Genomic DNA, 23,909 nt, shown 5'->3' with positions numbered 1-23,909 from the left:
ATTGATTTAGCATGGGACTTTAATGGAAGCTGTCTTTACGCCTTGGGTGTCATAATAGTGTTTTTCACAATACTGATTCTCCCAGCCGCCAGAGCCTCCACCAAAAATAGGTGTGCTACCGCCGCCGCTACCGCCGTCTACTATAGGTGTTTTAGGTGAGTGAGATAGGTGTTGATCTAGTGCCTCTTCAAGGCAAGTAGAAATGCTTTTCACTCCTGGTTTACTTAGTTGAGAGAGCGTATACCCTTCGAATTTAGTAAACAATGGATTTAATTCGACATCTAACCCTCTAAATTCTTTTATCCATTTTATATTAAATACTACTTTATAGTCTGTGCTTGCTGGTACATCAGAGTTGTTAGATAAATCAATTGTAGAATTGAATGTACGCGATACTTTTTTCCAGCTACCTTGATAAGAAAATCCTGCAGCGAATAGTGAAAAGCCAAGTGAATCCATTTCATCGGTTAAGAAAAAAGATTCAGGATTATTAAAATCGCTGTGAGCTTTTTCATTTAGCTTTGTTTGTAAATCTGAAGCAGTTCTTCCTCCATATGCTGCATTAACTGCGCTTTTTATGTATGAAGGGCATGTTTCAGTATTAGCTTCGTTGATTGACATAAAGCTATTCATGTTGCCGGATGAGCTTCGTACAGGTTGTTGTTTAATTTGCGCTTTAGCTTCTTCTATAAAAGTGGAAAAATTTTTATCTGTGATTTTGACCTTGTTTATAACTGATAAGTCATTACTTGTTGGTGAGGCGTTATGAATATACTTTTCCAGATTAAAAGCTGGTAAGCCTTGGTTGTGATAACCAATTAGAAAAGCAAAATGGTTATCGCTTTTTGTATCAGCAATTATTACTTTTTTTTCGTCGGTATAACAAGCTTCATTTCCAAAAGTCATTTCTTGATTGGGATTAGATGACTTACAACGCATATGTGGTGATTCTTGATTTGCATAGTACTTTGCTTCGCTATAACTACAGCTTTCACACAAATGCAGAGTAATATCTTTTTCCATAGCACATACAGAAGTGCTTGCCAGTGTAAAAAATAAAGAATAAAAATAGATTCGTTTCATCGTAGCTCCTTGCTTTGATTTAATACTTGGTTATATAACGTTGTTAACATTTAGTTCCCAATATTTAAACGTTAAGTTTTTTTAGTTACATGTCAATCAAATAAAGGTCGCTATTTCGTCCAGCGACTTTTTCACTAAGGCATGCTCAGGGATGGTTGCATCTGTACTTGGGTAGCCTGCAATTAGCAGCATGTAAGGGCGCTCATTATCTTTATCGCGGCCACAAATTTCGGTTAAAAAGCTCATTGGCTTTGGTGTATGCGTAAGGGTTGCAAGGCCAGCTCTGTGTAGTGCTTGAATTAAAAAGCCGGTTGCTAGGCCAACAGATTCATGAACATAGTAATTGGTATTTTTGTCATCGGCAGAAATACCGCCTTTCTTTTGACTAAACACGGCAATGAGCCAAGGTGCATGCTCAAGATAGGGCTTACTGGCATCGGTGCCAAGTGGTTTTAAGGCATCTAACCATTCTTCACCCGCGCGACCTTCATAAAATGAGCGCTCTAATTTTTCAGCTGCTTCTCGAATTTGTTTTTTCACATCGCTGCTGTGTATTGCTACAAAGTGCCAAGGTTGATGATTGGCGCCGCTCGGTGCAGTGCCAGCCGCTTTAATACAAGTTTCGATTATTTCTCTTGGCACTGGGCGGTCGCTAAAGCTACGAATACTGTGGCGACGCTGACTCACGGCTAAAAACTCTTCGGCGCGTTTTAGCATCTCGTCATGGGGGTACTCAATAAAGTCATTAAGTGGCTGATTTTTGTGTTCTTGCATGGCTTTTCGCTTCTTGTGTGTTGATGATTTTAATTATGCATATGTTGGTTTCGACGGTACTCTTTTAATTCATTGCTTAACCAATCTTTTGCATTGATTAAGTTACCATTGCTGAGTTTAACTTTATAGGGCTTACCGCTCCATGAGCTTTTGCTCGCCAGATTTTCGATAAACTTTTCGGCAGTTTTTGCATAGCGGGTTGCTTTTCGATACTTCATAGCTAGGTGTTCGGCAGCATCTTGGCTTGAGTGCTCTGTGCCGTTGCGAATAAATACGGCATCACTCTTAGCGACAAAATCAATGAGGTGATTTATCTCTTGTTCTGGGGTCGCTGCATTACTGAATTGGCTAATGCTCAATAACATTAACGCGATAAGCCAATATCCTTTCATTGTTATTTTCACTGTACTTTTTGCTCTATGGTCAAGGTTGCAATTATTGGATTATGATCTGAGCTTACAAGCTCAGGTACTATGGTTGTCTTTATTTTGACACCACGCACCCATACTTGGTCAAGTGCTAACCCAAATGCTTTGGTACGTTTATCATCTAAATAGATAGCTTCGTGCAAACCTAGCTGGGTCAATGTTTGCTGTAATAAGGCTTGGCGTTCATCACTCCAGGTATTGAGATCACCGGCAAATACAATAGGGCCTCTATGCGTTCGCATAATAGCGGCGGCATCGTCTAGCTGTTGTTTGAAGTCACTAACACCCATCGTAAAGTTAATGGCATGCAGGTTAATACTCAGTAATAACTGTTGATCTGGCAGCGCATATTCCACAATATTGGTGGCTTTTGGGCTACGTAGCCAAGGCTCTTTATGGGTGAGTGTACAATGCACAGTAGCTGGCCAGCGGCTGAGTGTCATAACTCCAGATTGCACGCCGCCACTCTTATACCCTTTAGCAAAGCGCCAATAGGGTTTGAGCTTTGTAAGCGAAGGTTCTTCGATAGCTTCTTGTAGTAACACAATATCAGCACCGGCATTTAGGTTTTGCAAATCTGTGAGTAAGCCATCTATTTGTGCTTTGTAGATATTCCAACTCAATAACTTGAACTGATAGGGCAAAATATAATGTTCAGCGTAAGTTTGCATACGACTTTGTGCTAACTGCTGTTGGCAATTAGCAAGGTTCACAGCGGTTTTGGTTATACCTTGTTGCTCATCAGAGCTAGGATCGCTTGAAAAGCTATACCAAGACAGCACACTCAAACACACAAGTAATAAAAATATACGCAGATATGCCGTCATAATGACCTTTAGTTACGTTCCTTGAGAGTTAGTCGTTGTTAGCCTCAGTTTAGTTCAAAGGCTAAATGTTAGAAACTGTAGTATTTTCTACAATTTCTATACGCTTTCTTACCCAAAATGAGTACTCATATTCTTATACTTACTGAGCTTAACAACTCAGACAAAGGAACTACTCATGAAACAAATGGCCTGTATGCTGCTTGCCTTATCGGTGACAGCGTGTTCATCAGTCACCATAGTGCCAGAAAAAACAACCAATAAATTAGCCACTAAAGCTGATTACCAAGATAGCCGCCCATTCTTTTTGTGGGGCCTCGTTGGTGAAGAGCGCGTTGATGTAAAGGCTATTTGCCAAGATAAAAAAGTTGCCCAAATGCAATCGCAACAAACATTCGCTGATGGCGCATTAGGACTCGTTACACTCGGAATTTATGCTCCTCACACAGTAAAAGTATGGTGTGAGCAACAAGCACAGGAGCAACAATTATGAAAAGCCTACTAGCAACAACTGTGTTAGTGGCAACCTTAAGTGGTTGCACAAATATCTACTTTGATAATGGCAGTGCTGCACAAGCCAATAAAGCGCCTGCAACAGAGCAATGGCATCATAACTTTGCCGCGGCGCTTTACGAAGGTTCAGAGCCTGTAGACTTATCAGAGGAGTGCCCTGATTCCGAATGGCAAACTGTTCACACTTATAAGTCGTTCACCAATGGTTTAGCTGAAGCTGCAGTAAACCAAGTTGGGCCTATTTGGTACCCGAAAACAGTTGAAATAAGCTGCGCTCAAGTACCTTATAAGCCAGACTAGTTATTCATAACGCAGTGCATCAATTGGGTTTAAGCGTGCCGCTTTAATAGCGGGCGCTAAGCCAAACACAATACCAATCAATGAAGTAAAGCCAAATGACAGCATAATCGCCCAACCCGGTATGTAGGCATCTGGCATGCTCGGCACTAAAACTGAAATTAGTGCCGCAGCACCGTAGCCTATCGCTAAACCAATTAAACCACCAAACAGTGATAGCACCACCGCTTCAACTAAAAATTGCAGCATAATAAAACCAGGTGTTGCCCCTAATGCTTTTAAAGTGCCGATCACACGCGTACGTTCTGTTACCGAAACCAGCATGATATTCATCACTCCGATACCACCAACTACCAGGCTGATACCTACGATCCCCGCGGTAATTGCGGTTGCACTTCCGGTAAATTTATCGATATTAGCACGGGCTTTTTCGGCGGTTTCAAATTCAAAGTCGTCATCTTCACCGTCTTTCAGTTTATGTAATTGACGTAAGATGCGGCGAATTTTAGCCAGTACTTGCGCTTCGTTAGCATCGTCTTTCAAACGAAACATCATTTGTACATTGGTATCAACACTGCCGCCCTCTAGCGCACTCATGGTACTTATCGGAATATTAATGTAATCGTCTTGGTCAAAACCTAATAAACTACCTTGTTTTTCAGCAACACCAATAATGCGAAACCACTCACCACCGAGTTTGATATATTCACCTACAGGGTTTTCAGGCAGGTTAAGCTTTTCGATAATTGAAGGGCCAATAAACGCCACTCTACGGCGTTTTGCATCATCTTCTGCGCGAACAAATCGGCCGAGTTCTGGGTAGGTGCGGTAAGCTTTTTGGTAGTCTTGCTCTGTGCCCATTACCCGTGAAGCATGGCTTTTATTGCCATACTCTGCTGCACCCGAAAAGCGCCAAGTAAACATCAGTGCAGTAAAGGTTTCAGCTTCTTTCACGCGTGCTTTTAGAGTTAAAAAGTCGCTGTAGGTTAACTTTGCTTGTTGCCCTACCATTTCTTTTTCTACGCTAGTGTAAGGCTTTATATTGGTGACATCAGGAGACATGTCAGCAAGCTGATCATTAATTTGCTTGGTAAACCCTTGCATTACTGCTACCACGGTCACAACTGCAGCAACACCAATAATAATGCCCAAGCAGGTAAGGGCACTACGCATTGCATTGGCTTTAATTGCCATCAGTGCTGCTTTTGTGCCTTCCATTACAGCGATAGCAGATTTAAACATGTTGTCTTGCTCCTTCGCCTTTGCGGGTATCACTAACAACTTTGCCATCAACTAAACGAATAACACGTTGGCAGTGATCAGCAATATCTTGTTCGTGAGTAACCAAAATAATGGTGTGCCCTTCGTTATGAAGCTCATCAAACAGCGCCATGATTTCAGTGGTGGTTTTACTATCTAGGTTACCGGTAGGCTCATCACCAAGTAGAATGTGGGGTTTAGGAACCAGTGCGCGAGCAATAGCGACACGTTGACGTTGGCCACCAGAAAGCTGGCTCGAAAGGTGATTTACCTTATCGCCAAGACCAACCCGTTGTAATGATTCGAGCGCTTGCTGCTTTCGCTCTTTGGCCGAGATAAATCGATACACCAAAGGCTGCATAACATTTTCAAGAGCGGATGCTCGTGGTAATAAATTGAAACTTTGAAAAATAAAGCCAACACTTTTATTACGCTGATGAGCAAGCTCCGTTTCGGTCATGCGCTTTACGAGCTTATCTTTTAAATAGTAGTCACCACTGGTGGGAGTATCTAAGCAGCCAAGCAAGTTCATCAGGGTTGATTTACCTGAGCCGGAAGGGCCAATAATGGCAACATACTCATTTTGAGCAATTTCAATATTAATATCATCAAGGGCTTTGAAAACTTGTTCGCCCATTTTGTATTGTTTATTGATATTACTGAGTTTGATCACCACAGACATTAGCTAGCACCTTTTTCAGGGCTGTTTTTAACGGCTACCGTATCACCCTCTTTAAGTGAGCTAAGTGGTCTAGCTGGGCCGATAACAATACGATCTCCTTTTGCAACACCGCTGGTTAGCGCTTGTTCGATATCTGAAGAAATACCTACCGTAACAGCTGTTTTAGTTACTGTGTTATCAGCGTTAAGCTTCCAAACAAAGTAGCTATCATCCTCTTTTTGAATAGCTTCAATAGGCAGTTTTAAGCCGTTTTCGGCAATGCTTGTGGCGATTTCTGCGCGGCAGCTCATTCCGGCATAAAGCTGGCGGTCAGTGGCATCAAGCAGTACCTTGACTTTAAATGATAAGCCTTGTGAACCAGCTTGATTTTTTGCTGATGTGCCAATGTTTATGACTTTGCCAGTAAAAGGTTGATTTGGGTAAGCGGCAGCATAGATATCTGCATGTTGGTCTAGTTTGATACCAGCAATATCGGTTTCATCCACTCGAAGTTCGGCTAATATTGCGCTGGGGTCAGCTACTAGCATCAAGTCTGAGCCAATAATGTTGGTTGTTCCCGCAATAACGGTTTCACCTTCTTTAATATTTACCGAAGCAAGTAGGCCACTCATTGGAGCGCGAAACACGCTTTTATTTAAACGGTCTTCAGCAATCAATAGTGATGCTTGGGCTTGGTTGTAAGCTTCACGTTTTGCTTCAATATCTATTTTTGCTAAATCGCGGGCATTTTGTAGGTTTTCATACACTTCTTGGCCAGCAAGGCCAACTTCATAAAGCTCTTTTTGGCGGCTTAATTGGCGCTCAATATTTTTTAATCGGGTTTCGCTATGTTTAATATCGATTTCGGTCGCACGAAGCACAGCTTTATTGCGGGCAACTTCAGATTCAAACGCGGTCGTATCTAAGCGCATAAGAATATCGCCTTCAGTGACACTTTCGCCTTCTTCTACAAACACTTTCGCTACACGGCCAGTCACTTCTGAGCGCAGTTGCACTTGGGTGTTAAAAACTAGGTTACCAGAGGCTAAAATTGAATCGGCAATATTGCCTTGTTCAACTTCTGCAATATGCATTTCTGGTGCATCTTTATTGCCTGTGACTTGTTTTGAGATTAGTAAAGCGACAAATGCCGTAACAGCGAGGCCAATTATAATGGCTTTTTTCATCTTTCTTCCTTGGAAGTTAAGAGCGGCATATTGCCGCTCAAAGCAGAATTAAACGAGAGCGATTACAGTCCAAATACCGTAAATAACAATACTTGGTAAGGCTGCAAACAGTAGTGCCTTATTGAAAGTAAAATTAGTCCAGCTCTTTAAACCGATAGCTGCGATGAAAATACCCCAAATAGAAAAGATATTGAGACTTTCAAGTAAGGTGTAGAATGGGTGGCCAATTTCTAAACCAATTAAAAGTTGGTTAATCGAAGCATAGTTAAATAACGTCTGTGAGATTTGGTCGGTACTCGCAGTTAATACTAAGATGAGTAAACCTAGGCTTGAAATAATCATTGGCATCATAGTCCACACACCAAAGCCATACCACGCACCATAGCCATAATTAGCTTCTGGGTCTTGCTTAGATACAAATAGGTAGTAGCCTGCCATTAGAGCATTAATAACAGCCAAACCAATAATGCCACCAAACATAGCAAACCATACTTGCATATCTATGGTTTGCTCCATGCTTTGGCGAATCATTTTTTGTTCTGCAATGGTGGCATCAACACTGGCCGCTGCCACTTGTTGATCTATTAAAAACTGCGGGTCAGCCTTATTGTAAAAAGCAAACATGCTGGCAGCGAGAATGCCGGCAAGTAAAATAAAGGCAACAAAAGACCAACCTTTTGCCTCTTTTAAACCATTAAAGGCTCTGCTTGGACTGATAAAAATATCAACCAAAGCAGTCATAACATTTGACGATTTCATTTTTTATTCCTTGTTTTATAACATTTGTTTTTAGGTACTAAAATATCCTGTTTAGTAACAAATTAGCAATCTATTTTGTAACTGTATGTTAACAGCTGTGATTGGTAAATCTGTGATATGGTTAAAGAGTTAATTTGAGTCGAATTTATTAGGAAAAGTAGGTCGTTATGGTGAATAACAATGATCGTTGTATTGATGAGTTGGTATTAGGGTTCTGGCGTTTGCTAGATTGGCAGATAACGCCCCAGCAATGCTTAAGTTTTTTAGAAAATGCAATTGAAATGGGGGTGTCACATACCGATCACGCTGACATTTACGGTGAATACGGTTGTGAAGCTGAATTTGGTAAAGCACTTAAACTAAAACCAAGTATTCGTGATGAAATCAAAATAATCACAAAGTGTGGTATCAAGCCTGCGTTTGCAAGCCTAGGGCTACAAGGCAAAGCAAATCATTATGATTCAAGTGCCGCGCATATTATTGCCTCGGCACAGCAGTCACTTAAAAACTTCAGCACTGATCGTTTAGATGTATTACTTATTCATCGCCCTGATTACTTGATGAACGCCGATGAAATGGCACAAGCATTTAATACCCTAAAAGCAAATGGTGATGTGCTTGACTTTGGTGTATCTAATTTTACCCCATCGCAACTTAGCTTGTTGCAGTCGCGTTTAGACTTTGAGCTTGTGACTAATCAAATTGAGTTTTCACCTTACGAGATGAAAGCCCTTGATGATGGCAGCTTAGACCAATGCCAATTACTTGATATCAAACCTATGCTTTGGTCTCCATTAGCTGGGGGTCGCTTATTCTCAAGTGAAGATGAAAAAGCGGTGCGTTTACGTGCAGTGTTGGAGCAGGTTGGGGCTGAAATTGGCGCCACAGCCATTGATCAGGTTGTTTATGCTTGGCTGTTAATGCACCCAAGTGCACCGTCTGTGGTACTTGGTACGGGTAATATTGAGCGTGTTAAATCAGCTGTTGACGCTAAGCAGCTTACTATGAACCGTGAACAATGGTATCGCATTTGGCAAGGCTCAACTGGTCATAGTGTACCATAAGTGTATTGATATAAATGAGAAAAGGGCCTTAACGGCCCTTCGTGTTGCAGCAAGTAACACATTCTTTATAAAGTGAAGTCAACCGCGTAAGCGACGTACACTTTTACATCTGAACCATCAATGTCGTTGTCTGAAAGACCGAAAGTAAAGCCGTCTTTCGACACTGAAACACCGTAGTCGATGATGTCATCATCACCAATGAAATCCCCTGAGTAATGACCTAAGTGAAGGGCCATTTCTGCACCGGTACTGCCAACTGGGAAACTGTAGTCAGCATTTAAATATAGAGAGTCACCAAAATCTGTACCGTCACCGCTTGCTGCTGATGTTGCTAGGACTGCTGCACCAAAGGTGAAGCTACCCATGCTAATGCTACCGTAGATTTCTGAGAAGTCTGCATCTGTGTAAGATGCTGCATCTGGGTATGCATAATAAATGTAGCCAACATCGTAGCTAAAGGTTTCATTGATTTCACCGCCAAAACCAGCATAAAGGTCTAGCTCGTAAGTCATGTCGTCAGCCCAGCTAGCATTCGACACCCAAGTACCCGCATAAAAGCCAGATTCACTTGCGTAGTCGATACCACCTTGGATTGCAGCATCACCGCCGCCTTGCTCTTGACCACGCCATAAGTAGTTTGAAGTTGCCGCAGCGTTTGCTGTGACTTCTGCATAGCTATATGTTGAGCTCAAAGTTAATAGCGCAAGGGCGCTTGCTGCGACCGTTTTTTTTAGTTTTAGCATGTTTCTGTATCCTGTTGTTATGTTGATTTTGTCCCATTTTCAGATTGCAGTCTGGTTATTATTTGAGGACATTTTCTATGTGTTGTCTGGATACGATGTTGCACTGGTTGTGCCAAGTTAATTTCTAACGGGATATTTTATGCTTAAAGGCTTTAAAAACAGGCTTTTAAACTTGTTTAATTGTGAAAAGGATAGTTATTTGAATTGTTCATGCGCACATGTGTGGTGCAAAAAATAACCCGGTTGCACAATTGCGAAGCAACCGGGTTTTGCTTATTTGAGAGTAACTTAGCCGAAAATTGCACGCATTAGACTAATGGTTTCTTCAACACTGCGGCCTTTTTCTACTTCACTGATGATTGAATCGCGCTTAGCTTTGATATGTTCAGGGATATCATCACTTGCTAGTGCGCGGTCTACCAGTATCTCAGCTGATTCTTTGCCGCGGCGTACGGTCTTTTTACCTGCTGAGCTCGTGGTACTCTTAGGTTTGTTTAACAACTTAATATAGTTTGAGTTATCAGTGGTACTTTTATCTGCATAATAAAAGAAGCTAGGCAATAGGGCTTTGATTTCAACCAGAGATTGTTCAAGCTCATTTGCTGCACTGGCCATTTTGAACCAAGGCATGTTATGTATTGCTTCGATAACATCTTGCCAGTAGCGCTCAAAATCACGGTTATTAAGCTTAGTAATACCTAATGCCGCACAAAGGGCATCAAGTTTACTATTTACGATTGGTGTAAACACGTCAGGTCGGCGCATCGCAAGCAAGCGAGTAGCAGGAGCAAGCGTTGGCTTTTCATCGCTGCCATTAAACGCCATGAAGTAAGCAACCATAAAATGCTGATAATGTTCTTGCGTTACTTCACCCTCAAGTGGAATGTGTGCAAGCGCCTCATCGAACGCACCTGGTAAATCACTCAACATTTGGTGGAAACCTTTCGCGTTCTTAGTAGAAGCAAACCATTCAACGTCGAAGTTGTAGCTGCTTGGATCAAGCGAAGCACTGTGTTTACCTGAAAACGCTAAACGGTCTTCTGGGATCATCTCTTTTAGGGATTGCGATTTAATTGCAGCAATGTAATTAGCTAAGCGTAGTTGCTCATCAAGGGCTAAAAGCTCTTTATGCTGCTCGATGAAGCCTGCAATAACAGGCCATGGCGCAACCCTTAATGTTTTTAACTGCAAAAAACTGATTGCAGAAATTAATAAGTCATGAAGTTTTTTAAGAGTGGGTAATTGCTTATCTTCTAACAGATCGTAGTTAATGCGATCGCGGCTTGCACTTAATAGCTCATAGCACCAACCTAAAAAGTCTTCAGGGTGGTTTTCTACTTTAACTGCCATTAGGTTTAAGCTGATATCAGAGGCTTGCTTGAGGATATTTTGATAAATTTGACTTTCTTGCTCGCCAAGCGCCATTTTTGACGGTGAAATAAGCAGTTTCTTCATGCTTAATCGATACTCCAGTTTTGACCAAATTGGGTTGTTTAATTTTAGTACACAGGGTGCAAAAACAACAGGGTCGTGCATCATACCGAAGTAATGAAATGATGCAATCTTACTGATAATTTATAAGTAAGATTGCGACTGACGTGGTTTATTAATCATTGTCATCGAGTGTAAATAATTGCTCAACACTGAGTTCAAAGTGAGCAGCAATTTTTAACGCGATAATCACCGAGGGTATAAAGCGGCCTGTTTCAACTGTGCTAATGGTTTTACGTGATACTGCAATGGCATCAGCAAGTTCTTGCTGCGATAATCCCTTTTCTTTGCGGAATTTAGCGATATTATTTTGCACTTTTATACCTAGTCTCTACTTTGCCAAAGAATTGATACGCCATATATCAAACACATCAAGGCAAGGTAAAATGTGGCCATCATGCTATGAGATACATTTAAAGCAAGTTCATCAGACAATAAAAAAATAGCCCCCATGCTAAAAAGCAATCCAAGCACAACATGTTTATAAGCGATGGTATCAATCGTATTTAAAAATTCATCCTTATAAGTAAGGCGATAACCAAGTTTCCATGTAAATCCCCCTCTAATCACAAACATAAAGAAAGATCCTAAAAATGCGGCAACACCAATAAACAGTAAAAATACTGATGTTTGCTTGAGCATTGGGTAAACACTAATAATTAATAACGTGACTCCCATGAATATTGAAAACCATGCGTTATGACTCATAAACTTTTCTTCCGTTTTGATATCTTGCTTAGACATAATCGTTTCCTTTTATTTTAAACTCAAATGTAACCTACAGGTATCAATGTAACCCTAGGGTATCATACGGTCAAGATCTTTTTGTAACCTACAGGTATCAAAAAGTTTCAGCGCTGATTCATATTCTTGTACCTAAGCTTGTTTACAAACCTTTTTGTGTGTTCGGCAATGCAATTGTGCCTAACTCCCGCTATGATAAGAACATTGTTTGCCCATTTTTAAGGATGATTATGAAAACCTTACTGAAAATTGTTGGTGTCATCTTCGTATTACTGATTGCATTAGTAGTCGCAGCACCATTCCTCATTCCTACAGACGCGATATTTAATAAAGTATCGGAGCAAGTAGAGCAAACCACAGGTCGTAGTCTGACTATTAATGGCGATAAAAAGCTGTCGGTATTTCCATCATTAAAACTCGAATTGAATGATGTGCACTTTGCCAATATGCAAACTGGCTCGCAAAAAGATATGGCAAGCATGCAGCAACTTGCTATCCGTATCCCGTGGATGTCGTTATTTGGCGGTGAGTTTAAGCTCGATAAATTCGTTATTAACGAACCAACAATTTTGTTAGAAACCGATAAAAATGGTAAAGCAAACTGGCAATTATTTGATGCGGTTGCTGAGCAACCACAGACAGAGCAGCAAAAGAGTTCTGGCGCTGTTAACTTACCAGATAACTTTGATATCGAACTTGGTGAAGTAGCAATCTACGGTGGTACTTTCACTTATCTAGATGGTAAAACCGGGGCAAAGCAACAGATAAGCGATTTAGAATTAGCAATCTTATTACCTTCTCTTCGTAAGACCTTAGAATTAAAAGGCGGTATTACCTATATGGGTGAGCGCTTTGATTTAGATGTCACGCTAGATACACCTGTTAAAGCGATTGAAGGCGAAACGTTTAATGTAAGCACTGAGGTTGATTCGCGCTTAGTCGATTTAAATTTTAAAGGTGCAATTGCAGAAATGGGTAATGATGTGCAAGGGCTTCTTTCTGTCAGTGGTGACTCTGTTAAAAATATTGCGAGTTGGCAAGGTGTTGAGCTTAATGCAAAAGAAAATGCGTTTAATGCCTTTAATGTAAAGGGTTCAATGCACCTAAAAGGACAGCAGTTTAAGCTTACTGAGCTACTTGCCACCCTCGATGAGCTGCAAATTAAAGGTAAAAGCGATATTAAGCTTGGTGATCGTTTAGCTGTGAATGCCGATATTGATTTAGGTATGCTTGATCTAAACCCTTACCTACCAGAGGGCGTAGCTAAAGAAGAACAAGCAGAACCTGCCGCAGATGCACCAGCACAGCCAATTGTTTGGGATGATACTGCAATTGATATGAGCGGCTTAAACGCATTAGATGCAAATGTAGTCGTGCGTTCAAGTGGCTTAAAAGCAAATGATATTACCCTTGGTGAAAACCAGTTAACGGTGAACCTAAAAAATGCCGTGGCTAAAATCAGTTTAGATAAGTTTGTTGCTTATGAAGGCAATGGTAAAGGTGTCATCACCGTTAACGCCAAGCAAACACCTTATAAAATTAGTACTAACTTTTCTTTAGATAAAATCGATGCACAGCCATTACTAACTGATGCGGCTGGTTTCGATAAGTTAATGGGTAAAGGCTCTCTAAATTGGGATCTAACGACCACAGGTCAAAGCCAAAAGAGCTTTATCAATGCTTTAAATGGTAAGTTAGGCTTTGAGTTTGCTGATGGTGCGGTAAAAGGGGCCAACATTGCAGAGATGGTTCGTAAAGCAAAAGAGCTTATCAAAGGTAACTTGAGTGCAGTATCAGAAGGTTTAGATACAGGCTTTGATAACTCACAGCAAACAGACTTCTCGGCATTGCAGGGCAGTTTTGTATTCACTAACGGTGTTGGTGAAAATAAAGACCTATCACTACTTAGCCCGCTTATTCGCATTACAGGCTCAGGTAAAGTTGATTTACCTATGACGAATGTAGACTATCGCTTGGTAACGGGGATTGTTGATTCAATCGAAGGGCAAGGCACGACCGATGACAGTACCGGCTTTAAAATTCCACTGCGTATCAAAGGTCCATTCCATGATGTTGGTTATAGCCTAGATGTCAGTGATGCGGCTAAAGAAGAAGTCAAAGAAAAAGCTAAAGATAAAATCAAAGACAAATTAAAAGGTCTATTTGGTAATTAATAAAAATTTAATTAAAGTCAAAAACAGGGCGCATTTGCGTCCTGTTTGTTTTATAATCAATAACAAACCAGCAAGCTGCTGTAATTCCTCAATGCAAGCATTGCGATTAATTCCAAATTAATTAAAAAATAACCTACCACTTCCTTGCCATTGCTGCTACAATTGCCCGCCCTTAAGAGACAACTTGCTTGTTTTTTGAGTGGAATTTAACCGAAATGTCTTGATTTTAAACAAAATTAAGGCGTGTTGTAATTTCTACACCGGAGGTCATTAACATGATCCAAATGCAAACTCAGCTGGACGTTGCTGATAACAGCGGCGCTCGCAAAGTGCAGTGTATTAAAGTCCTTGGCGGTTCGCACCGTCGCTATGCAGCGGTTGGCGATATCATCAAAGTTTCTGTAAAAGAAGCTATTCCTCGCGGTAAAGTGAAGAAAGGTGATGTTAAAAACGCGGTAGTTGTGCGTACTAAAAAAGGCGTTCGTCGTCCGGACGGTTCTTTGATCCGTTTCGATAGCAATGCGGCTGTTATCTTAAACGATAACTTACAGCCAATTGGTACTCGTATCTTCGGCCCTGTGACTCGTGAACTTCGTACTGAAAAGTTCATGAAAATCGTTTCACTAGCACCAGAAGTACTATAAGGAGTCTATCATGGCAGCAAAAATCCGTCGTGATGACGAAGTAATCGTACTAGCAGGCAAAGACAAAGGTAAGCGCGGTAAAGTGCTTTCAGTTGTTGCTGAATCTGGTCGAGTATTTGTCGAAGGCATCAACTTAATCAAGAAGCACCAAAAGCCTGTTCCTCAGTTGAACCAAGCTGGCGGTATTGTTGAGAAAGAAGCGTCTATCGACGTATCAAACGTTGCGATCTACAACTCGGAAACGGGTAAAGCAGATCGTGTAGGTTTCAAGATTGAAGATGGTAAGAAATTACGTATCTTTAAATCTACTGGTAAAACTATCTAATAGTTGGAGTAGAATGATGGCGAAACTGCATGAAGTATATAAAGACAAAGTAGTTGCTGAGCTTCAAGAGAAGTTTGGTTTCAGCTCTGTCATGCAAGTCCCTCAGATCGAAAAGATCACATTAAACATGGGTGTGGGCGAAGCTCTAGCTGACAAGAAGATCCTAGATAACGCTGTTGCGGATCTAGAAGCAATCTCTGGTCAGAAACCTCTAATCACTAAAGCACGCAAATCAGTTGCTGGCTTCAAAGTGCGTGAAGGTTACCCAATTGGTTGTAAAGTAACCCTACGTGGCGAGCGTATGTGGGACTTTTTTGAGCGTTTGGTTTCAATCGCTATCCCACGTATCCGTGACTTCCGTGGTGTAAGTGCTAAGTCTTTTGATGGACGTGGTAACTACAGCATGGGCGTACGTGAGCAAATCATCTTCCCAGAAATCGATTATGATAAAGTAGACCGTGTTCGCGGTATGGATATCACAATCACTACTTCTGCGAAAACAGATGATGAAGGCCGTGCGTTGTTAGAAGCGTTTAACTTCCCATTCAAGAAATAAGGGTAGGGTTATGGCAAAGAATTCTATGAAAGCGCGCGAAGCAAAGCGTGCGAAATTAGTTGCTCAGTTCGCTGAAAAGCGTGCGGCACTAAAAGCTATCATCAGTGATGTTAATACATCTGACGATGATCGTTGGGACGCGGTATTAAAGCTACAAGCTTTACCACGTGATTCTAGCTCTTCACGTCAACGTAATCGTTGTAACGTTACGGGCCGCCCACATGGTTACCTTCGCAAATTCGGCATGAGCCGTATTAAAGTTCGCGAAGCAGCTATGCGCGGTGAAATTCCTGGCCTTAAAAAGGCTAGCTGGTAATAGTATCACGGGAGTAAGACTATGAGCTTGCAAGATCCTATTGCGGATTTGTTTACACGTATCCGTAACGGTCAGTCAGCGAAGAAAGTATCAGTAACGATGCCAACTTCAAAACTGAAAGTAGCAGTAGCTAAAGTATTAAAAGATGAAGGTTATATCGCAGATTACGCTGTAAGCGGTGAAGCGAAGCCTGAGCTTTCTATCGATTTAAAATATTTCGAAGGCAAAGCTGTTATTGAAAACATCCAGCGTGTTAGCCGCCCTGGTCTACGTATCTATAAGAAACGTGACGAATTACCAAAGGTAATGGGTGGTCTTGGTATCGCTATCGTATCAACTTCTAAAGGCCTAATGACAGACCGCGCAGCACGTAGTGCCGGCGTTGGTGGTGAGATCATTGGCTTTGTAGCTTAATCGGAGGGGAACTATGTCTCGCATAGCAAAGGCACCAATCAATGTTCCTGCCGGTGTAGAAGTTACATTAAAAGGCCAGGAGATCACAGTTAAAGGCAAAAACGGTGAATTAACTCGTACAATCAACGACGCTGTTGAAGTACAAGTTAACGACAACGTTATTACAACTTTACCTCGTGAAGGCGTAGCTAATGCATGGGCACAAGCAGGTACTGCTCGCGCTCTAATCAACAACATGGTTGTTGGTACGCATGAAGGTTACGAGAAGAAACTTCAGTTAGTAGGTGTTGGTTACCGTGCAGCAGCTAAGGGCAAAGTATTAGACTTAACTCTTGGTTTCTCACACCCAGTGAATTTCGAAGTACCAGAAGGTATTACGATTGAAACACCAAGCCAAACAGAAGTTCTAGTTAAGGGCGTAGACAAGCAGTTAGTTGGTCAAACAGCTGCTAACATCCGTGCATACCGTAAACCTGAGCCTTATAAAGGTAAAGGTGTTCGTTACGCGGACGAGAATGTACGCCGTAAAGAGGCTAAGAAGAAGTAAGGTAAGACGATGGATAAAAAAACAGCTCGTCTACGTCGTGCTAAGCGCACTCGTAGAAATTATATTGAACAAGGCACAACGCGTCTTGTTATCCACCGCACGCCACGTCACATTTACGCTCAAGTAGTTACTGCTGAGGGTACTGTACTGGCTGCTGCTTCTACTGTTGAAAAAGCAATTAGCGAAACAGTTAAAGGCACAGGTAACGTTGCAGCTGCTCAAGCAGTTGGTAAAGCGGTTGCTGAACGTGCAGCTGACAAAGGCATCGAAAAGATTGCTTTTGATCGCAGTGGCTTTAAATATCACGGCCGTGTGAAGGCGCTTGCTGATGCAGCGCGTGAAGCCGGTCTGCAATTCTAGGAGTAGACAATGGCTAACGTAGAAGCAAAGCAACAACAGCCTGATTTGGCTGAAAAGCTAATCGCGGTAAACCGTGTGTCTAAAGTGGTTAAAGGTGGTCGTATCTTTAGCTTCACTGCACTAACAGTAGTTGGTGACGGCGCAGGTAAAGTAGGTTTTGGTTATGGTAAAGCACGTGAAGTTCCAGCTGCTATTCAAAAAGCAATGGAAAAAGCACGTCGCAACATGATCAGTGTAGACCTTAACGGTAACACGCTACAGCACCCAATCAAGGGTCGCCACGCGGGTTCTAAAGTATACATGCAGCCTGCTTCTGAAGGTACAGGTATCATCGCCGGTGGTGCGATGCGTGCAGTACTAGAAGTAACTGGTGTACAGAACGTATTGTCAAAAGCATACGGTTCAACTAACCCGATCAACATCGTTCGTGCAACGATTGCTGCTCTAGAGAACATGAACTCTCCAGAGTCAATCGCTGCTAAACGTGGTCTTAGCGTTGACGAAATCACGGGGTAAACCATGGCTAATAAAACTGTAAAAGTAACACAAGTAAAGAGCTCTATCGGTCGTTTACCGAAGCATAAAGCTACATTACGCGGTCTTGGTCTACGTCGTATCAATCACACTGTTGAGTTAGAAGACACAGCATGTGTGCGTGGTATGATTAACCAAGTTTCTTACATGGTAAAGGTTGAGGGTTAATTCGATGCATTTGAATACACTTTCACCTGCTGCTGGTGCAAAAACTGAAAAGAAACGTCTAGGTCGTGGTATTGGTTCTGGTCTTGGTAAGACTGGTGGCCGTGGTCATAAAGGCCAAAAATCACGTTCTGGCGGTAAAGTACGCGTTGGTTTCGAAGGCGGTCAAATGCCTATGCAACGTCGTCTACCTAAATTTGGTTTCACTTCACGTAAATCATTAGTATCTACTGAAGTTAACCTTTTTGAAATCGCTAAAGTTGAAGGCGATGTAGTAGACGTAAACGCGTTACAAGCAGCTGGTCTAGTTAAAAAGAACATCCAGTTCGTTAAAGTAGTTAAATCTGGCGAAGTTTCACGCGCAGTTACCGTTAAAGGTCTTAAAGTGACTAAAGGTGCTCGCGAAGCTATCGAAGCTGCCGGAGGCAAGGTAGAAGACTAAGGAAGTACTAATGGCTAAACCAGGTCAAGATATGAAAAGTGCACAAAGTGGGCTTTCGGAATTGAAGCGTCGATTACTATTTGTATTAGGTGCTATCATTATTTACCGTCTAGGTTCATTCGTGCCGATCCCTGGGATTGACGCCGCTGTACTTGCCGATTTCTTCGAGCAACAAAAGGGCACCATTGTTGAAATGTTTAACATGTTCAGCGGTGGTGCGCTTGAGCGCGCTTCAGTGTTAGCACTGGGTATTATGCCGTACATCTCGGCTTCGATTATTACGCAACTATTAACGCATATGTATCCGCCGTTTATAGAGCTTAAGAAAGAAGGTGAGCAAGGGCGTAAGAAAATTAGCCAGTACACACGCTACGGCACGCTTGTGCTTGCTACAATCCAATCAATCGGTATTGCTACCAGCTTACCGGGCATGATGGACGGGTTAGTTGTTAACCCAGGTATCGGTTTCTACTTCACTGCTGTAGTGAGTTTAGTAACTGGTACTATGTTCCTAATGTGGTTGGGCGAACAAATTACAGAGCGTGGTATCGGTAACGGTATCTCAGTTCTGATTTTTGTTGGTATTGTAGCTAACCTGCCGTCTGCTATTGGTTCGACAGCCGAAATGGCGCGCCAAGGTGATCTGAATGTACTTGTACTGTTATTGATTGCTGTAATCGTATTCGCTGTTACTTACCTAGTTGTATTCTTTGAACGTGGCCAACGTCGTATCGTCGTTAACTACGCAAAGCGTCAACAAGGTCGTCAGGTATTTGCTGCTCAAAGCACGCACTTACCACTGAAAGTAAACATGGCGGGTGTTATTCCACCAATCTTTGCTAGCAGTATAATTCTGTTCCCTGGTACAATTGCAAGCTGGTTCGGCCAGGGTGAAGGTCCGGTCGCTGATGTGCTACAAGCAATCGCTACAACGTTGACTCCAGGTCAACCTTTATATGCGATGGTTTTAGCTGCGGCTATTATCTTCTTCTGCTTTTTCTACACCGCGTTGGTATTTAACCCGCGTGAAACAGCAGATAACCTGAAAAAATCTGGCGCATTTATCCCAGGTATTCGTCCAGGTGAGCAGACATCTAAATACATTGATAAAGTGATGACACGCCTGACATTGGCAGGTGCTTTGTATATAACCTTTATCTGTCTGGTGCCCGAATTCATGACTATGGCATGGCAAACGCCATTCTATTTCGGCGGTACATCAATTTTGATTATCGTTGTTGTAATCATGGACTTTATGGCACAAGTACAGACGCATCTGATGTCACATCAGTATGATTCTGTGCTGAAAAAAGCAAACCTTAAAGGCTACGGTCGATAAGGTCATTTTACGGAGTTGAGCAATGAAAGTACGTGCTTCCGTTAAGAAAATATGCCGTAACTGTAAAGTTATTAAACGTGCTGGTGTAGTACGCGTAATTTGCAGTGAGCCTAAGCACAAGCAAAGGCAAGGCTAATTAAACAGTCGTGCAGGCTGAGTTATTTACTCGGCCTGTGTTTTTAGTTGTGATTTGGTCTTCGTTTGAGTATCCTTACGGGCTTTTCAAACAGATGATTACCAAATTCAAATATAGGAGATGTGTTAGTGGCCCGTATCGCTGGCATTAACGTCCCTGATCATAAACACGCAGTTATCGGTTTAACTGCTATTTATGGCATAGGTAAGACTCGCTCTAAGGCTATCTTAGCAGCGACTGGTATCGCCGAGACCACAAAAATCGGTGAACTTTCAGACGAAACACTTGACGTATTGCGTGAAGCAGTTGGCAAGTACACTGTAGAAGGTGACCTTCGTCGTGAAGTTACATTAAATATCAAGCGCCTTATGGACCTTGGTTGTTTCCGTGGCCTACGTCACCGTCGTTCGTTACCACTACGTGGTCAACGTACTAAGACTAACGCGCGTACTCGTAAGGGTCCTCGCAAGCCTATCAAGAAATAAGGTGGGGTAGATTATGGCTAAAGCACCAATTCGTCGTAAGAAGGTTAAAAAGCAAGTTGCTGATGGTATGGCTCACGTTCATGCTTCTTTCAACAACACTATTGTAACAATTACCGACCGTCAAGGTAATGCACTATCTTGGGCAACAGCAGGTGGTTCAGGTTTCCGTGGTTCACGTAAATCTACTCCATTCGCGGCTCAGGTTGCTGCAGAGCGTGCAGGTACTGCTGCTCAAGAATACGGTTTAAAAAATCTAGAAGTTTTCATCAAAGGTCCAGGTCCAGGTCGTGAATCTGCTGTACGTGCTTTGAATGCTGCTGGTTACCGTATCACCAACATCACTGACGTGACGCCAATCCCTCATAATGGTTGTCGTCCACCGAAGAAACGTCGCGTTTAACAATAGGTTAGGAGAAATAACATGGCAAGATATTTGGGCCCTAAGCTCAAGCTGAGTCGTCGTGAAGGTACTGACCTGTTCCTTAAGAGCGGCGTAAGAGCTATCGACTCTAAGTGTAAACTTGAGACTGCACCTGGTCAGCACGGCGCTCGTAAAGGTCGCTTATCTGATTACGGTTTACAGCTACGTGAAAAGCAAAAAGTACGTCGTATCTACGGTGTATTAGAAAAGCAATTCCGTAACTACTACAAAGAAGCTGCTCGCCTTAAAGGTAATACAGGTGAAAACTTGTTACAGCTTTTAGAGCAACGTTTAGACAATGTTGTATATCGCATGGGTTTTGCTAGCACACGCGCTGAAGCACGTCAGTTAGTAAGCCACAAAGCGATTTTAGTTAATGGTCGTGTTGTGAACATTCCTTCATACGTAATTACTCCAGAAGATACTGTTGTAATTCGTGAGAAGTCAAAAACACAAGCACGTATCATCGCTGCTCTAGAGTTGGCTGAGCAACGTGAAAAGCCGACTTGGGTTGAAGTTGACGGTAAGAAAATGGAAGGTAGCTTCAAGCGCCTACCTGAGCGTTCAGATCTGTCTGCGGACATTAACGAACAACTAATCGTCGAACTTTACTCTAAGTAAAGTTAAGAGTTAAGAGAGGATAAAATGCAGGGTTCTGTTACCGAATTCCTAAAACCAAGGTTAGTCGATATCGACGCTATCAACCCAACGCGTTCTAAAGTAGTTTTAGAACCATTAGAGCGTGGCTTTGGTCACACTTTGGGTAATGCCTTACGCCGTATACTGTTATCATCTATGCCTGGATGTGCAGTAACTGAAGTAGAAATCGACGGTGTATTGCATGAGTACAGCGCGAAAGAGGGCGTACAAGAAGACATCATTGAAATTCTGTTAAACCTTAAAGGTCTAGCAGTAACTTTAGAAGGCAAAGATGAAGTTTTTCTGACCCTGACTAAATCTGGTGTAGGCCCTGTGACTGCGGCTGATATTCAGCACGATGGTGATGTAACTATCGCCAACCCAGATCACGTTATTTGTCACCTTACGACAGATAGCAGCGAGATCAGCATGCGTATTCGTGTTGAGCGCGGTCGCGGTTATGTGCCGGCATCTAGTCGTTTATCCTCTGATGACGATGAGCGTCCAATTGGTCGTCTGCTGCTTGATGCATCATTCAGCCCAGTTGAACGTATTGCGTACTCGGTTGAATCAGCCCGTGTTGAGCAACGTACAGACTTAGACAAGTTAATCATTGATATGGAAACAAACGGCACTCTAGATCCTGAAGAAGCGATCCGCCGTGCGTCTACTATCTTAGCTGAGCAATTAGATGCATTCGTAGATTTACGTGATGTAACTGAGCCAGAAGAGAAAGAAGAGAAGCCAGAATTCGATCCTATTCTGCTTCGTCCAGTTGATGATCTTGAGCTAACAGTACGTTCAGCAAACTGTTTGAAAGCCGAGCAAATTCAATATATCGGTGATTTAGTTCAGCGCACTGAAGTTGAGCTTCTTAAAACGCCTAACTTAGGTAAGAAGTCTCTAACTGAAATTAAAGACGTGCTAGCTTCACGTGGTCTTTCTCTAGGTATGCGCCTAGAAAATTGGCCGCCTGCAAGCCTAGCTGAATAATCTAAATCACTATATTAGTTTAGTTAGAAGGATAGGGTCATGCGCCATCGTAAGAGTGGTCGTCAATTAAACCGTAACAGCAGCCATCGCAAAGCGATGTTCAGCAACATGGCTGGTTCTTTGGTGAAACATGAAATCATCAAAACAACTTTGCCTAAAGCTAAAGAGTTGCGCCGTGTAATTGAACCTTTAATCACACTGGCTAAGACTGACAGTGTAGCAAACCGCCGTTTAGCGTTTGCTCGCACGCGTGATAATGAAGTAGTTGGTAAATTATTCAGCGAAATCGGTCCACGTAATACAGACCGTCCTGGTGGTTACACTCGTATTCTTAAGTGTGGCTTCCGTGCTGGTGATAATGCACCAATGGCTTATATTGAACTAGTTGGTCGCCCAGCGACAAACGAAGAAGTTCAAGAAGACGCGCAGTCTGCAGAGTAAGTCGTAAAGACACCAAAAAGCCGAGCTTATGCTCGGCTTTTTACTTTCTAAAATTCACTACTAAAGATTCACTCTCAATAAAACAGCTCTATCAACCCTAAACATTACCATGCAATCTTGAAGCACCTAGCACCTAGCAATTAAGATCACATATAAAGATCAATTCGCGTTCTCTTATAGTTAAAATCACCTTCTATACAACTTAAATACAAGCTCATTTATAAAAAACACTGCCTAAATAGTCATAATACGAGTAATTTAGTGCTATTTTTACCCGTTTCGTTCGTATTTTGCGCGAACAGTCATTTTTTTCATAAAAACTTCAAAAAACAGTTGATCTCAATTCGGATCTCCCTATAATGCGCATCCACCGACACGGCGGACTGCTTACAAAAAAGCAAAACGACGAGTTGGTTGAGTCAAGTAAAACTGAGTTTTGAAAAAATAAACTTTTCTCAAAATTAAGTGTTGACAAAAATAACGGCTTGCGTAGAATGCACAGCCCTTGAGGCACGAAAGTGAATCAAATGTTCTTTAACAATATAAAGCAATCATCTGTGTGGGCACTCGTACAGATTGAGTTCTAACAGCGAAGCTTAGTTTGCTAAGTGGAGCAAACAAATTTAGAGTCTCAATTTCTTATGAGTGACTATATAGTCAATTTATACAGAATTCATTGAGCACGAAACTTCGGTTTCAAAAAACTTTTAATTGAAGAGTTTGATCATGGCTCAGATTGAACGCTGGCGGCAGGCCTAACACATGCAAGTCGAGCGGTAACAGAGAGTAGCTTGCTACTTTGCTGACGAGCGGCGGACGGGTGAGTAATGCTTGGGAATATGCCTTATGGTGGGGGACAACAGTTGGAAACGACTGCTAATACCGCATGATGTCTACGGACCAAAGTGGGGGACCTTCGGGCCTCACGCCATAAGATTAGCCCAAGTGGGATTAGCTAGTTGGTGAGGTAATGGCTCACCAAGGCGACGATCCCTAGCTGGTTTGAGAGGATGATCAGCCACACTGGGACTGAGACACGGCCCAGACTCCTACGGGAGGCAGCAGTGGGGAATATTGCACAATGGGCGCAAGCCTGATGCAGCCATGCCGCGTGTGTGAAGAAGGCCTTCGGGTTGTAAAGCACTTTCAG

General features: G+C 42.2%; 33 protein-coding genes and 1 rRNA gene. 22 read left to right on the top strand and 12 right to left on the bottom strand.

Features of this window, described 5'->3' with window-relative positions; genetic code table 11:
- Nucleotides 1–6: 6 nt before the first annotated feature.
- From IMPJCBKJ_RS16445 to IMPJCBKJ_RS16430, 4 genes are all read right to left on the bottom strand, one after another.
- Nucleotides 7–1,083 carry a hypothetical protein gene (locus IMPJCBKJ_RS16445; protein WP_166341097.1) on the bottom strand — a complete coding sequence of 359 codons (1,077 nt, stop codon included), beginning with the start codon at nt 1,081–1,083 and terminating at the stop codon, nt 7–9.
- 96 nt (nt 1,084–1,179) lie between these two features.
- Nucleotides 1,180–1,857, bottom strand: a complete 678-nt coding sequence (locus tag IMPJCBKJ_RS16440) for a nitroreductase family protein (protein ID WP_166341095.1) — start codon at nt 1,855–1,857, stop codon at nt 1,180–1,182.
- A 29-nt stretch (nt 1,858–1,886) separates the two neighbouring features.
- On the bottom strand, nt 1,887–2,249 hold the full coding sequence (locus tag IMPJCBKJ_RS16435) for a DUF5329 domain-containing protein (RefSeq protein WP_166341093.1): 363 nt from the start codon (nt 2,247–2,249) through the stop codon (nt 1,887–1,889).
- A gap of 8 nt (nt 2,250–2,257) precedes the next feature.
- Nucleotides 2,258–3,112 (bottom strand): endonuclease/exonuclease/phosphatase family protein, encoded by an 855-nt coding sequence (locus IMPJCBKJ_RS16430; protein WP_166341091.1) that lies wholly within the window; start codon nt 3,110–3,112, stop codon nt 2,258–2,260.
- A 175-nt stretch (nt 3,113–3,287) separates the two neighbouring features.
- Here IMPJCBKJ_RS16430 and IMPJCBKJ_RS16425 point away from each other — a divergent pair, with 175 nt between their 5' ends.
- Together IMPJCBKJ_RS16425 and IMPJCBKJ_RS16420 are read left to right on the top strand one after the other, a co-directional pair.
- On the top strand, nt 3,288–3,602 hold the full coding sequence (locus tag IMPJCBKJ_RS16425) for a Bor family protein (RefSeq protein ID WP_054554401.1): 315 nt from the start codon (nt 3,288–3,290) through the stop codon (nt 3,600–3,602).
- The gene (locus IMPJCBKJ_RS16420) at nt 3,599–3,922 is read left to right on the top strand and encodes a hypothetical protein (RefSeq protein ID WP_054554400.1); all 324 of its coding nucleotides are present in this window, start codon (nt 3,599–3,601) and stop codon (nt 3,920–3,922) included. The genes IMPJCBKJ_RS16425 and IMPJCBKJ_RS16420 overlap by 4 nt, the downstream gene beginning before the upstream one ends.
- On the opposite strand, the gene IMPJCBKJ_RS16415 is transcribed toward IMPJCBKJ_RS16420, so the two are convergent.
- Genes IMPJCBKJ_RS16415 through IMPJCBKJ_RS16400 form a run of 4 tightly spaced genes read right to left on the bottom strand, consistent with a single transcriptional unit; the run spans nt 3,923 to nt 7,786 of the window.
- Entirely contained in the window at nt 3,923–5,161 is a 1,239-nt protein-coding gene (locus IMPJCBKJ_RS16415; protein WP_166341089.1) for an ABC transporter permease, read from the bottom strand.
- On the bottom strand, nt 5,154–5,861 hold the full coding sequence (locus tag IMPJCBKJ_RS16410) for an ABC transporter ATP-binding protein (protein WP_166341087.1): 708 nt from the start codon (nt 5,859–5,861) through the stop codon (nt 5,154–5,156). The genes IMPJCBKJ_RS16415 and IMPJCBKJ_RS16410 overlap by 8 nt, the downstream gene beginning before the upstream one ends.
- Nucleotides 5,861–7,027 (bottom strand): efflux RND transporter periplasmic adaptor subunit, encoded by a 1,167-nt coding sequence (locus tag IMPJCBKJ_RS16405; protein ID WP_054554397.1) that lies wholly within the window; start codon nt 7,025–7,027, stop codon nt 5,861–5,863. Before IMPJCBKJ_RS16405 ends, IMPJCBKJ_RS16410 begins: the two co-directional genes overlap by 1 nt.
- A gap of 48 nt (nt 7,028–7,075) precedes the next feature.
- Nucleotides 7,076–7,786, bottom strand: coding sequence for a YIP1 family protein (locus tag IMPJCBKJ_RS16400; protein WP_138618386.1), 711 nt, complete (start codon nt 7,784–7,786; stop codon nt 7,076–7,078).
- Between the two features lie 170 nt (nt 7,787–7,956).
- Between IMPJCBKJ_RS16400 and IMPJCBKJ_RS16395 the strand changes: the two genes are divergently transcribed.
- Nucleotides 7,957–8,850, top strand: coding sequence for an aldo/keto reductase (locus IMPJCBKJ_RS16395; RefSeq protein ID WP_138601069.1), 894 nt, complete (start codon nt 7,957–7,959; stop codon nt 8,848–8,850).
- 65 nt (nt 8,851–8,915) lie between these two features.
- Here IMPJCBKJ_RS16395 and IMPJCBKJ_RS16390 read toward each other — a convergent pair whose 3' ends face one another.
- The 4 genes from IMPJCBKJ_RS16390 to IMPJCBKJ_RS16375 form a co-directional block, all read right to left on the bottom strand.
- Nucleotides 8,916–9,593 (bottom strand): TorF family putative porin, encoded by a 678-nt coding sequence (locus IMPJCBKJ_RS16390; protein WP_054554395.1) that lies wholly within the window; start codon nt 9,591–9,593, stop codon nt 8,916–8,918.
- A 288-nt stretch (nt 9,594–9,881) separates the two neighbouring features.
- Nucleotides 9,882–11,048 carry a hypothetical protein gene (locus IMPJCBKJ_RS16385; RefSeq protein ID WP_166341085.1) on the bottom strand — a complete coding sequence of 389 codons (1,167 nt, stop codon included), beginning with the start codon at nt 11,046–11,048 and terminating at the stop codon, nt 9,882–9,884.
- Between the two features lie 151 nt (nt 11,049–11,199).
- The gene (locus IMPJCBKJ_RS16380; RefSeq protein WP_054554394.1) at nt 11,200–11,400 is read right to left on the bottom strand and encodes a helix-turn-helix transcriptional regulator; all 201 of its coding nucleotides are present in this window, start codon (nt 11,398–11,400) and stop codon (nt 11,200–11,202) included.
- An 8-nt stretch (nt 11,401–11,408) separates the two neighbouring features.
- Nucleotides 11,409–11,828 (bottom strand): hypothetical protein, encoded by a 420-nt coding sequence (locus IMPJCBKJ_RS16375; RefSeq protein WP_054554393.1) that lies wholly within the window; start codon nt 11,826–11,828, stop codon nt 11,409–11,411.
- Between the two features lie 230 nt (nt 11,829–12,058).
- Here IMPJCBKJ_RS16375 and IMPJCBKJ_RS16370 point away from each other — a divergent pair, with 230 nt between their 5' ends.
- The 19 genes from IMPJCBKJ_RS16370 to IMPJCBKJ_RS16280 form a co-directional block, all read left to right on the top strand.
- Nucleotides 12,059–14,002, top strand: coding sequence for an AsmA family protein (locus IMPJCBKJ_RS16370; protein ID WP_166341083.1), 1,944 nt, complete (start codon nt 12,059–12,061; stop codon nt 14,000–14,002).
- A gap of 275 nt (nt 14,003–14,277) precedes the next feature.
- Nucleotides 14,278–14,646, top strand: coding sequence for a 50S ribosomal protein L14 (gene rplN, locus IMPJCBKJ_RS16365; protein ID WP_010378257.1), 369 nt, complete (start codon nt 14,278–14,280; stop codon nt 14,644–14,646).
- 10 nt (nt 14,647–14,656) lie between these two features.
- A complete protein-coding gene (gene rplX, locus IMPJCBKJ_RS16360; RefSeq protein WP_054554391.1) occupies nt 14,657–14,971 on the top strand; it encodes a 50S ribosomal protein L24 in 315 nt (104 codons plus the stop codon).
- A gap of 16 nt (nt 14,972–14,987) precedes the next feature.
- Nucleotides 14,988–15,527 (top strand): 50S ribosomal protein L5, encoded by a 540-nt coding sequence (gene rplE / locus IMPJCBKJ_RS16355; RefSeq protein WP_054554390.1) that lies wholly within the window; start codon nt 14,988–14,990, stop codon nt 15,525–15,527.
- Between the two features lie 10 nt (nt 15,528–15,537).
- Nucleotides 15,538–15,843: a 30S ribosomal protein S14 gene (gene rpsN / locus IMPJCBKJ_RS16350; RefSeq protein WP_054554389.1), complete on the top strand. Its 306-nt coding sequence runs from the start codon at nt 15,538–15,540 to the stop codon at nt 15,841–15,843.
- A gap of 21 nt (nt 15,844–15,864) precedes the next feature.
- Complete coding sequence (gene rpsH / locus IMPJCBKJ_RS16345; protein WP_054554388.1) at nt 15,865–16,257, top strand: 30S ribosomal protein S8; 393 nt, start codon at nt 15,865–15,867, stop codon at nt 16,255–16,257.
- Nucleotides 16,258–16,270: 13 nt separating this feature from the next.
- Complete coding sequence (rplF, locus tag IMPJCBKJ_RS16340; RefSeq protein ID WP_166341081.1) at nt 16,271–16,804, top strand: 50S ribosomal protein L6; 534 nt, start codon at nt 16,271–16,273, stop codon at nt 16,802–16,804.
- A 9-nt stretch (nt 16,805–16,813) separates the two neighbouring features.
- Complete coding sequence (gene rplR, locus IMPJCBKJ_RS16335; RefSeq protein WP_036974021.1) at nt 16,814–17,164, top strand: 50S ribosomal protein L18; 351 nt, start codon at nt 16,814–16,816, stop codon at nt 17,162–17,164.
- Nucleotides 17,165–17,173: 9 nt separating this feature from the next.
- Complete coding sequence (gene rpsE, locus IMPJCBKJ_RS16330; RefSeq protein ID WP_036974018.1) at nt 17,174–17,680, top strand: 30S ribosomal protein S5; 507 nt, start codon at nt 17,174–17,176, stop codon at nt 17,678–17,680.
- 3 nt (nt 17,681–17,683) lie between these two features.
- Nucleotides 17,684–17,866 (top strand): 50S ribosomal protein L30, encoded by a 183-nt coding sequence (rpmD, locus tag IMPJCBKJ_RS16325; RefSeq protein ID WP_016710201.1) that lies wholly within the window; start codon nt 17,684–17,686, stop codon nt 17,864–17,866.
- Between the two features lie 4 nt (nt 17,867–17,870).
- Complete coding sequence (gene rplO, locus IMPJCBKJ_RS16320) at nt 17,871–18,305, top strand: 50S ribosomal protein L15 (protein WP_054554386.1); 435 nt, start codon at nt 17,871–17,873, stop codon at nt 18,303–18,305.
- Nucleotides 18,306–18,315: 10 nt separating this feature from the next.
- The gene (gene secY, locus IMPJCBKJ_RS16315) at nt 18,316–19,644 is read left to right on the top strand and encodes a preprotein translocase subunit SecY (RefSeq protein ID WP_036974013.1); all 1,329 of its coding nucleotides are present in this window, start codon (nt 18,316–18,318) and stop codon (nt 19,642–19,644) included.
- Between the two features lie 22 nt (nt 19,645–19,666).
- On the top strand, nt 19,667–19,780 hold the full coding sequence (gene rpmJ, locus IMPJCBKJ_RS16310; RefSeq protein ID WP_002959476.1) for a 50S ribosomal protein L36: 114 nt from the start codon (nt 19,667–19,669) through the stop codon (nt 19,778–19,780).
- A 128-nt stretch (nt 19,781–19,908) separates the two neighbouring features.
- A complete protein-coding gene (rpsM, locus tag IMPJCBKJ_RS16305; protein ID WP_036974011.1) occupies nt 19,909–20,265 on the top strand; it encodes a 30S ribosomal protein S13 in 357 nt (118 codons plus the stop codon).
- Between the two features lie 13 nt (nt 20,266–20,278).
- Entirely contained in the window at nt 20,279–20,665 is a 387-nt protein-coding gene (gene rpsK, locus IMPJCBKJ_RS16300) for a 30S ribosomal protein S11 (RefSeq protein WP_036974009.1), read from the top strand.
- Between the two features lie 21 nt (nt 20,666–20,686).
- Nucleotides 20,687–21,307 (top strand): 30S ribosomal protein S4, encoded by a 621-nt coding sequence (rpsD, locus tag IMPJCBKJ_RS16295; protein ID WP_036974007.1) that lies wholly within the window; start codon nt 20,687–20,689, stop codon nt 21,305–21,307.
- Nucleotides 21,308–21,331: 24 nt separating this feature from the next.
- Entirely contained in the window at nt 21,332–22,318 is a 987-nt protein-coding gene (gene rpoA, locus IMPJCBKJ_RS16290) for a DNA-directed RNA polymerase subunit alpha (RefSeq protein ID WP_004589198.1), read from the top strand.
- Nucleotides 22,319–22,357: 39 nt separating this feature from the next.
- Entirely contained in the window at nt 22,358–22,759 is a 402-nt protein-coding gene (gene rplQ / locus IMPJCBKJ_RS16285; protein ID WP_004589197.1) for a 50S ribosomal protein L17, read from the top strand.
- 708 nt (nt 22,760–23,467) lie between these two features.
- Nucleotides 23,468–23,909, top strand: a 16S ribosomal RNA gene (locus IMPJCBKJ_RS16280); the annotation flags it as partial.

Source organism: Pseudoalteromonas sp. MB47 (assembly GCF_011319765.1).
GTDB classification, from domain to species: Bacteria; Pseudomonadota; Gammaproteobacteria; order Enterobacterales; family Alteromonadaceae; genus Pseudoalteromonas; species Pseudoalteromonas simplex.
This window is presented reverse-complemented; position numbering and strand designations above follow the sequence as displayed.

What these genes read in the sequence shown, in the direction of transcription:
- IMPJCBKJ_RS16445 (WP_166341097.1), bottom strand. Translation starts at nt 1,083, where the DNA reads ATGAAACGAATCTATTTTTATTCTTTATTTTTTACACTGGCAAGCACT.
- IMPJCBKJ_RS16440 (WP_166341095.1), bottom strand. Translation starts at nt 1,857, where the DNA reads ATGCAAGAACACAAAAATCAGCCACTTAATGACTTTATTGAGTACCCC.
- IMPJCBKJ_RS16435 (WP_166341093.1), bottom strand. Translation starts at nt 2,249, where the DNA reads ATGAAAGGATATTGGCTTATCGCGTTAATGTTATTGAGCATTAGCCAA.
- IMPJCBKJ_RS16430 (WP_166341091.1), bottom strand. Translation starts at nt 3,112, where the DNA reads ATGACGGCATATCTGCGTATATTTTTATTACTTGTGTGTTTGAGTGTG.
- IMPJCBKJ_RS16425 (WP_054554401.1), top strand. Translation starts at nt 3,288, where the DNA reads ATGAAACAAATGGCCTGTATGCTGCTTGCCTTATCGGTGACAGCGTGT.
- IMPJCBKJ_RS16420 (WP_054554400.1), top strand. Translation starts at nt 3,599, where the DNA reads ATGAAAAGCCTACTAGCAACAACTGTGTTAGTGGCAACCTTAAGTGGT.
- IMPJCBKJ_RS16415 (WP_166341089.1), bottom strand. Translation starts at nt 5,161, where the DNA reads ATGTTTAAATCTGCTATCGCTGTAATGGAAGGCACAAAAGCAGCACTG.
- IMPJCBKJ_RS16410 (WP_166341087.1), bottom strand. Translation starts at nt 5,861, where the DNA reads ATGTCTGTGGTGATCAAACTCAGTAATATCAATAAACAATACAAAATG.
- IMPJCBKJ_RS16405 (WP_054554397.1), bottom strand. Translation starts at nt 7,027, where the DNA reads ATGAAAAAAGCCATTATAATTGGCCTCGCTGTTACGGCATTTGTCGCT.
- IMPJCBKJ_RS16400 (WP_138618386.1), bottom strand. Translation starts at nt 7,786, where the DNA reads ATGAAATCGTCAAATGTTATGACTGCTTTGGTTGATATTTTTATCAGT.
- IMPJCBKJ_RS16390 (WP_054554395.1), bottom strand. Translation starts at nt 9,593, where the DNA reads ATGCTAAAACTAAAAAAAACGGTCGCAGCAAGCGCCCTTGCGCTATTA.
- IMPJCBKJ_RS16385 (WP_166341085.1), bottom strand. Translation starts at nt 11,048, where the DNA reads ATGAAGAAACTGCTTATTTCACCGTCAAAAATGGCGCTTGGCGAGCAA.
- IMPJCBKJ_RS16375 (WP_054554393.1), bottom strand. Translation starts at nt 11,828, where the DNA reads ATGTCTAAGCAAGATATCAAAACGGAAGAAAAGTTTATGAGTCATAAC.
- IMPJCBKJ_RS16370 (WP_166341083.1), top strand. Translation starts at nt 12,059, where the DNA reads ATGAAAACCTTACTGAAAATTGTTGGTGTCATCTTCGTATTACTGATT.
- rplN (WP_010378257.1), top strand. Translation starts at nt 14,278, where the DNA reads ATGATCCAAATGCAAACTCAGCTGGACGTTGCTGATAACAGCGGCGCT.
- rplX (WP_054554391.1), top strand. Translation starts at nt 14,657, where the DNA reads ATGGCAGCAAAAATCCGTCGTGATGACGAAGTAATCGTACTAGCAGGC.
- rplE (WP_054554390.1), top strand. Translation starts at nt 14,988, where the DNA reads ATGGCGAAACTGCATGAAGTATATAAAGACAAAGTAGTTGCTGAGCTT.
- rpsN (WP_054554389.1), top strand. Translation starts at nt 15,538, where the DNA reads ATGGCAAAGAATTCTATGAAAGCGCGCGAAGCAAAGCGTGCGAAATTA.
- rpsH (WP_054554388.1), top strand. Translation starts at nt 15,865, where the DNA reads ATGAGCTTGCAAGATCCTATTGCGGATTTGTTTACACGTATCCGTAAC.
- rplF (WP_166341081.1), top strand. Translation starts at nt 16,271, where the DNA reads ATGTCTCGCATAGCAAAGGCACCAATCAATGTTCCTGCCGGTGTAGAA.
- rplR (WP_036974021.1), top strand. Translation starts at nt 16,814, where the DNA reads ATGGATAAAAAAACAGCTCGTCTACGTCGTGCTAAGCGCACTCGTAGA.
- rpsE (WP_036974018.1), top strand. Translation starts at nt 17,174, where the DNA reads ATGGCTAACGTAGAAGCAAAGCAACAACAGCCTGATTTGGCTGAAAAG.
- rpmD (WP_016710201.1), top strand. Translation starts at nt 17,684, where the DNA reads ATGGCTAATAAAACTGTAAAAGTAACACAAGTAAAGAGCTCTATCGGT.
- rplO (WP_054554386.1), top strand. Translation starts at nt 17,871, where the DNA reads ATGCATTTGAATACACTTTCACCTGCTGCTGGTGCAAAAACTGAAAAG.
- secY (WP_036974013.1), top strand. Translation starts at nt 18,316, where the DNA reads ATGGCTAAACCAGGTCAAGATATGAAAAGTGCACAAAGTGGGCTTTCG.
- rpmJ (WP_002959476.1), top strand. Translation starts at nt 19,667, where the DNA reads ATGAAAGTACGTGCTTCCGTTAAGAAAATATGCCGTAACTGTAAAGTT.
- rpsK (WP_036974009.1), top strand. Translation starts at nt 20,279, where the DNA reads ATGGCTAAAGCACCAATTCGTCGTAAGAAGGTTAAAAAGCAAGTTGCT.
- rpsD (WP_036974007.1), top strand. Translation starts at nt 20,687, where the DNA reads ATGGCAAGATATTTGGGCCCTAAGCTCAAGCTGAGTCGTCGTGAAGGT.
- rpoA (WP_004589198.1), top strand. Translation starts at nt 21,332, where the DNA reads ATGCAGGGTTCTGTTACCGAATTCCTAAAACCAAGGTTAGTCGATATC.
- rplQ (WP_004589197.1), top strand. Translation starts at nt 22,358, where the DNA reads ATGCGCCATCGTAAGAGTGGTCGTCAATTAAACCGTAACAGCAGCCAT.